6 protein-coding genes are annotated in these 7,435 nt (G+C 57.4%); 1 reads left to right on the top strand and 5 read right to left on the bottom strand.

The window, feature by feature from the left end; genetic code table 11:
* Together ACTG3T_RS07000 and ACTG3T_RS06995 are read right to left on the bottom strand one after the other, a co-directional pair.
* The coding region (locus tag ACTG3T_RS07000) for a TonB-dependent receptor plug domain-containing protein (RefSeq protein ID WP_439101545.1) at positions 1 to 2,859 on the bottom strand (2,859 nt) is incomplete at its 3' end.
* A 200-nt stretch (positions 2,860 to 3,059) separates the two neighbouring features.
* Positions 3,060 to 3,545 carry a hypothetical protein gene (locus ACTG3T_RS06995; RefSeq protein WP_439101544.1) on the bottom strand — a complete coding sequence of 162 codons (486 nt, stop codon included), beginning with the start codon at positions 3,543 to 3,545 and terminating at the stop codon, positions 3,060 to 3,062.
* Between the two features lie 173 nt (positions 3,546 to 3,718).
* Between ACTG3T_RS06995 and ACTG3T_RS06990 the strand changes: the two genes are divergently transcribed.
* A complete protein-coding gene (locus ACTG3T_RS06990) occupies positions 3,719 to 4,318 on the top strand; it encodes a YhgN family NAAT transporter (RefSeq protein WP_439101543.1) in 600 nt (199 codons plus the stop codon).
* Positions 4,319 to 4,377: 59 nt separating this feature from the next.
* On the opposite strand, the gene fba is transcribed toward ACTG3T_RS06990, so the two are convergent.
* The 3 genes from fba to ACTG3T_RS06975 form a co-directional block, all read right to left on the bottom strand.
* Positions 4,378 to 5,442: a class II fructose-bisphosphate aldolase gene (gene fba, locus ACTG3T_RS06985; protein WP_439101542.1), complete on the bottom strand. Its 1,065-nt coding sequence runs from the start codon at positions 5,440 to 5,442 to the stop codon at positions 4,378 to 4,380.
* A gap of 96 nt (positions 5,443 to 5,538) precedes the next feature.
* Entirely contained in the window at positions 5,539 to 6,711 is a 1,173-nt protein-coding gene (locus ACTG3T_RS06980) for a phosphoglycerate kinase (RefSeq protein WP_439101541.1), read from the bottom strand.
* 4 nt (positions 6,712 to 6,715) lie between these two features.
* Positions 6,716 to 7,435, bottom strand: a 720-nt coding sequence (locus tag ACTG3T_RS06975; protein ID WP_439101540.1) for a type I glyceraldehyde-3-phosphate dehydrogenase, incomplete at its 5' end; no start/stop codon positions are given.

Genomic DNA, 7,435 nt, shown 5'->3' with positions numbered 1-7,435 from the left:
TCCACCCAGGAACCAGTACTGGCCCAGAGGATCGTAGATACCGGGGTAAGTGTTACCGTTCTCACGAGCGGTTACACCCTGGTATACGAAGGGAGGATCTTCGTCCAGCACGTTGTTGATACCGAAGCGCAGAGTCGCGGTATCGGTAACAGCCCAGGTTGCCGCGATATCGAAGTAGTTGTAATCATCGATATCGTTAGGCACGTCGGTAAACTCCTGCGAAGTACCGGCAACATGTCGCCAGATAATGTTCGCATTCACGTTCCAAGGAGTCGCCCAGGTCGCCTGGAAGCGGTTTTTCAGATCAGGCGTAGGAATCGAGCATGCGCCACCATAAACGCCAGCGCAGTCAATCACGCCCGCACCAGGGTATTCTTCCTGGTCGTAGGCCATTACGAAGCCCGCGATGTTAGCGATATTAACTGTACCCATATCACCGATATCGAAGTTGTAATTAACCTCTACGTCCACACCTTCTACACGAAGGAAACCGATGTTAGTGCTGGCCGCGTTGATACCATTCGTCGGAGACGCCTGGCCCAACCACAGTGAGTCATTCAAACCACGGTTAACAAGGTCACAGAACGCAGGATCACCCGTTTCAATACACTGTAGCAGTGTAGTTTCCGGGGCGACACCCTGGATTGCTCCAGTGATCTCAATCTCGTAGTAGTCAACGCTCAACTGCAGACCTTCTACAAAGCTAGGCTGCCAGATGGCACCCACGCTGTAGGTGTCAGCTTCTTCCGGCTCGAGGTCCGTAGAACCACCACCCGTTGAGTTGTACTGCGCCGCGGGGCTGTCCTCTGGGCCGCCAAGATCCCAAATGGCTTGGGTTACACCAGAACGGGCACATTGCTCAAAGCTGTACCCGCTCAAGCTCACGCTGTCACCGGGGTTTGCCTTGTTACAGGGGTCACGATCCATCGCGTAGAGACCGGTGGTCGCAGGCGAGAACAGGTCTACGATGTTCGGTGCACGAACCGCACGCTGGTAGCTACCGCGTACCTTGATGTCGTCATTGATATCCCAGCTGGCTGCAAGCTTGTAGGTGTCGGTTGTGGTACCCGTGCTGTAGTCAGAGTAACGGTAACCAACATCCAGGACCAAAGACTGCACCAGAGCTACATCTTCAACAAGAGGCACGCTGGCTTCGAAGTAGATCTCGTTGACATCGTAACGACCGTCAACGGGAACAGGAACACCAAAACCACCGGCTTCGCCACGCTTGGCGTTGTCAGAAAGGTCATACTGCAGGCTCTCTTCACGATACTCCGCACCGACAACTAATTCGATACCGTTCTCGGCAAAGGGAGAAGTGATGCCGTAGTCGCCCAGGCTACCCTGGACATAGCCCATCAGGACTTCCTGTGTGTTGCGACCCGTCTCGTAGACTTCCTGAGAAAAGTAAGCCGTTGCTTCGTCCGTAACACCGCCAGTCTGGTAGACGTTGTAAGGAACACACTCTGGGTTACCAGACTCACAACCAATGGAGCCGTCGTCCAGCAGAACAGCATTCAGCTGCTCTTCTACGCGATTGATATCAACGTAGTTGGTGTTGCGGTTGGCCATATCGACTTCAGCGTACTGATAGGACACGTCATAACGCCAGCTGTCGTTGATATCACCACGCAGGCCGAACACGCCGCGGTAAGTAGAGTGACGCTGAGCGCCCCTACGGGGTCCACCCTCTACGTTACGACGACCGAGGGTACCGGTCCAACGATCTTCGGGAGATGTACAACCCGTAATACCCAGCTGCTGCGCAGAGAGCAGTGGGTTATCGCAGTTGAGGTCGTCAAAGGTCTGGAAGAACACGCCAGAAGGGCCAAACTGCGTGATGGACTTGGTGTCCATAAACATCAGTTCTGTGTAAGCCTCTACGTTTTCATTAATGTCGTAGTGAGCAAACGTGCCAATGGTGGTCCGACGGTCTGGACGCTGTGAATAGGATGGTGCGGCGAAGTTAAAGCCAGGACCACGACCTTCCAGGAACTCGTTACCTTCCGTACGGAAGTTGCCTGGCGTCGCAGCAAAAATCCACGAGCCTGACTGGTTAGTACCAGAACCGAGGCAATCTCCATTCACGGCACGCACGGGACACGCCGAAGTATCACGAGTGACCTGCGTGACGCCCTCGATGTCGCGGTAGGTCACAAATGCAGTGGCGTTACCACGACCGTTGTCGAAGTTACCACCCATGATCATGGTCATGTCGTACTGGTCACCGTCAGTTGCAGTGCCAGTAGCGAAGGGCTGACCTGCACGCTCGGCTGCACGGCCTACAGGACTTCCATCGTTGTCAGCACGGAACTGGCCAGCCTGGAAATCAATTTTGATGCCTTCAAAGTCATCCATCATGATGAAGTTGACAACACCAGCCACAGCGTCGGCACCGTAGGTAGACGAAGCACCACCTGTCAGTACTTCAACACGCTCGATGAGCTGACCGGGGATCATGTTGATGTCGGCAGCGTTGGAGGAAGCGCTAGGTGAGCCCGCAGGCAGGCGGCGACCGTTCATCAGCACCAAAGTACGCTGAGAACCGAGGTTACGCAGCTGCAGCGTAGCAATACCTGTGGCTTCAATAGCCTGGCCGGATGATTGATCGAGTGAGATAGCTGGAATGGCGGCGAGGGCATCCTCGACACGGGTCAGACCAGTAAGACGGAGCTGTTCGCTATCAAGCTGAGTAACTGGGCTTGAAGAGACGAGGTTGGCGCGCTGAATACGCGAACCGGTTACGACAACTTCTTCTACCAGCTGCTCGTCCTGGGCGTTGACCGGAGCCATACCCATCGAGAACGCTGCGCCGACGGCGGCACTGACCGCCATCGTTAGCGGTTTTTTATGCAACATATTTAATTCCCCTGTGAAGTGAGATGTTGGCCTTGCCCATACGACTGAAGGCATGGTTTTACCAACTGCCGCCGATATTACACATTCTCATGCGGCGTTGATTGTGAAAAATTCACATGAACCGGTCAGAGAGCGGACAAGTTTCATGGACTTAGCGTAGGCAATTCATGTCTTGTAAGAGGTAAACATAGCAAATCGCGTCAGTCAGCTATCTGGGTCACGCCGATGCTTTTGTCGATGTCCACCAGGGTCATTTTGAAAAATCCAGCCCAGTTCTTGCTGATTATGACCTCGGGGTTGGCAGGACCGCGGTAGGGGTAGCGGCCTGAAAGTCGCTGCCTCCAGGTCTGCCCGTTTTCAAGGCGAAAAACCGTTTTCCCGCTCCAGCCGGAGAAATCGCCCACGATGCGACTTCGTACCTCGTAATTCTTTTCTGCTTCGCGCACCGCCTCACTGGTCGCCTGAAGCACCTGCGCCTCTCCGGCGGTGTACTGGATCAGCCACTCCGTGAGGGCATCGAGCTCTTTACCCGAAAGCTTGTCGAGACCGGTGTTCTCAAACTCCTCCACGGTCATCAGTTTCTTGAAGCCGGGAAAATCATCGTCAGCGGCTGTAGTGAGAACCGAGCAGATAAGAAGAAAGGTCCCGAGGAGAAGGCTGGGGAGTTTGTGTGTAAGAGCGAACATAAGAAAACCTGTGAACTGACGATAAAGAAATGAGTCTAGCAAATGCTCCCGTAAACTCAGGCAACAGATAGCGACTGATGAGTGCTGACTTTATACTGATTTATTAACGTTGGTCACTGCCGTGCATGGCTCTCGGTGCGCGAACTCGAAAGACAACCTCAAGGAACAACAGCGTGGACACCCTTCTCAGCGCCTTCATTACCCTGGTTCTTGTCATGGACCCCCTGGGCAACGTGCCGATATTTCTTTCGGTCCTCAAAGATGTGGAGGGAAATAGGCGGTACTGGGTGATTTTTCGGGAGCTGCTCATCGCCCTGGCCGTGTTACTGCTGTTTCTCTACGGCGGCAGCGCAGCGCTGGAGGCCATGGGCCTGCGACAGGAATCCATCAGCATCGGCGGCGCGATTATTTTGTTTCTCATCGCGATACGCATGATATTCCCGTCGCCTTACGGGCTGCTGGGTGACACTCCTGATGGCGAACCATTTATTGTGCCCCTGGCGATTCCGGCGGTCGCCGGGCCCTCATCACTGGCCATCGCCATGCTGATGGTCAATACCGACCCTACGCGCATGACCGAGTGGACCATTGCCCTGGTGGGCGCCTGGGCGGTCTCCGCCTGTATATTGATGACGTCTCCGCTACTGCTCAAGGCGCTGGGAAACCGCGGCCTCATGGCAGTGGAACGTCTGATGGGGATGATTCTGGTGATTATTTCCGTGCAGATGTTCTTTGAGGGCGTTTCTACCTCGCTACATCTCGTCAACGGATAGCGCCAGCGACCAGTCCTACAGTCCTCCCGACCAGCCAGCGCCTACCCCGAACAGGTCAGCTAGCGGATTTCGGGCACCAGCTCCCGGGCGTCGTAGCGCTGCTGCATGGTGTCCAGGGACAGAACCCGGATCTTGCTGGCATTGCCGGCGGTGCCAAAAGCCTCGTAGCGAGCGATACAGATATCACGCATGGCCACCTGAGTTTCTTTAAGGTACTTACGTGGGTCAAATTCTGCAGGGTTGTGCGCGAGGAATCGGCGGATTGCACCGGTGGACGCCAGGCGCAGGTCCGTATCGATGTTTACCTTGCGAACCCCATGACGGATTCCTTCCTGGATCTGCTCCACGGGCACGCCGTAGGTTTCCGGAATTTCGCCGCCGTACTCGTTGATGATCTCCAGCCAGTCCTGAGGGACCGATGAGGAACCGTGCATCACCAGGTGAGTACCCGGTATCCGCGCGTTAATTTCCTTGATGCGATCGATGGCCAGAATGTCTCCCGTGGGCGGACGGGTGAATTTATAGGCACCGTGACTGGTGCCACAGGCAATGGCCAGCGCATCCACTTCCGTCGCTTTCACAAAGGCTGCAGCTTCCTCCGGGTCGGTAAGCAGTTGATCATGGGTCAGCTTGCCCTCAGCGCCGGAGCCATCTTCTTCGCCGGCCTCGCCGGTCTCCAGAGATCCAAGACAACCGAGCTCGCCTTCAACGGACACACCGCATGCGTGAGCCATGGCGACCGCGGTGCGCGTCACGTCGACGTTGTAGTCATAGTCCATGGGCGTTTTGCCGTCCTCACCCAAAGACCCGTCCATCATCACCGAGCTGAAACCCAGGGCAATGGAGCGCTGGCAGATCGCCGGCGACATGCCGTGGTCCTGATGCACCACTACGGGGATATGCGGAAACTCACGCATGGCCGCTTCCATGAGCGCTCGCAGAAAAGGCGCTCCCGCGTACTTCCGGGCCCCGGCACTGGCTTGCATAATCACGGGCGAATCCGTCGCGTCCGCAGCTTCCATGATCGCCCGGGTCTGCTCGAGATTGTTGACGTTAAACGCGGGAACTCCGTAATCGTGCTCTGCTGCATGGTCCAGCAGTTGGCGCAGGCTGATCAAAGCCATCTGTGCTCTCCCTGAATAATCAAAACATTGGGGTTGGTGAATCGGCGTACTCTTTAGGGCTAAGCGGGCTGATGAGGTCAGAGGGGCTGAAAGGGCTCATTGGCCGAGTGCCCGCTCCTCAAGGACCGCCACCGCCGGCAACACCTTGCCCTCGACATACTCGAGAAAGGCACCGCCACCCGTGGATATATAAGAGACCTTATCGGCAATGGCAAACTTGTCAATTGCAGCGAGGGTATCGCCACCGCCAGCCAAAGAAAATGCGACGCTGTCCGCAATTGCGCGGGCCAGCAAGCCGGTGCCCCCCGCAAAGCTGTCGAACTCAAATACGCCCACGGGCCCATTCCAGAGAACGGTTCCCGCGTTTTTCAGGAGGGCACCCATGGCAGCGGCGGATTCGGGCCCGATATCGAGAATCATGTCATTCTCGCCCACCTCATCCACCGCACAGGTCCGGGGAGCGGCGTCTTCGGCGAATTCCGTCGCAGTCACTACATCGGTCGGCAGGGGGATGTGCGTTTTGGCCCCGATGCGCCGGGCCTCGTCCAAAAGCTCGTGCTCGCACAGCGACTTGCCCACGGGATGTCCCGCCGCGGCCAGAAAGGTATTGGCAATACCACCACCGACAATCAGCTGGTCGACCTTTTCGGAGAGCGCGTCCAGCACCTCGAGCTTTGTGGACACCTTGGAGCCGCCGACTATGGCGACCATGGGCCGGGCCGGGTCAGCGAGGGCTTTCTCCAGTGCCTCCAGTTCACCCGCGAGCAAGGGGCCCGCGCAGGCCTGGGCCGCAAAGCGCGCGACGCCATGAGTAGACGCCTGGGCGCGGTGCGCGGTGCCGAAGGCGTCCATCACAAAAACGTCGCAAAGGGCGGCATAGGCCTTGGCCAGCTCATCGGCGTTTTTCTTTTCACCCACGTTAAAGCGAACGTTCTCCAGCAGCACTACCTCGCCATCGGCCAGTGTGACGCCGTCCTGCCAGTCCGCCACCAGGCGCACGGGAAGGTCGAGGAGGGCGCTCAGGTGCTCGGCAACCGGCCCCAGAGAAAACTGTTCGTCGTATTCGCCCTCAACGGGCCGCCCCAGATGCGACATGAGCATGACCTGCGCGCCCCCATCCAGGGCCCGGCGGATCGTGGGCACCGCGGCGCGAATGCGCGCATCGGAGCTAACCTTGCCGTCCTTAACCGGGACGTTGAGATCTTCCCGTATCAGCACCCGCTGAGCATTGAGGGAGAGCTCCTCCATACGCTGGACTTTGAGACTCATAGGCTTACTCCTGCTGGGAAAGGTCAGACCAGTACCGGGCGACATCAAGCATCCGGTTGGCGTAGCCCCACTCGTTGTCAAACCAGGTCAGCACTTTGACCAACCGCGTTCCACTGACGCGCGTCTGGCAGGCGTCGATGATACTGGAACGACTATCGCGGTTGAAATCGCAGGAGGCCAGAGGCTCTTCCGTGTAACCCAGCACGCCGTGAAAGCCACCGGCCGCGGCTTCACAGAGCGCACGGTTCACGTCAGCCACGCTCACGTCCTCCTTTGTCACAATCGTGAGGTCCATAGCGGAGACATTCAGGGTGGGGACGCGCAGCGCCTGGGCGGTAAAACGACCGGCCAGGGCCGGCAAAATACGCTCCACGCCTAACGCCAGGCCGGTATCGACGGGAATAATGGACTGGCCCGCCGCGCGGGTCTTCCTGAGATCCGTGTTGTGATAGGCATCGAGTACCGGCTGATCATTCATCGCCGAATGGATCGTGGTGATCGTGCCGTGCTCTATAGCAAAGGCATCATCGAGCGCCGCAATCACAGGAACAATACCGTTGGTGGTACAGGACGCGGCAGACACCACGCTATGTGCGGCGCGGAGGCTGTCGTGATTGACGCCAAAGACGACCGTGGCGTCAACGTCGGGCTCCGCGGGCTGGGAAAACAGCACGCGCCTGGCACCGGCTTTCAGGTGCTGCTCCGCGGTGAGGCGATCCGAAAA

It is taken from the genome of Congregibacter sp. (assembly GCF_965660375.1).
Lineage (GTDB): Bacteria > Pseudomonadota > Gammaproteobacteria > Pseudomonadales > Halieaceae > Congregibacter.
The sequence above is the reverse complement of the archived record's forward strand: the minus strand, read 5'-3'. Positions and strand labels throughout refer to the sequence as shown.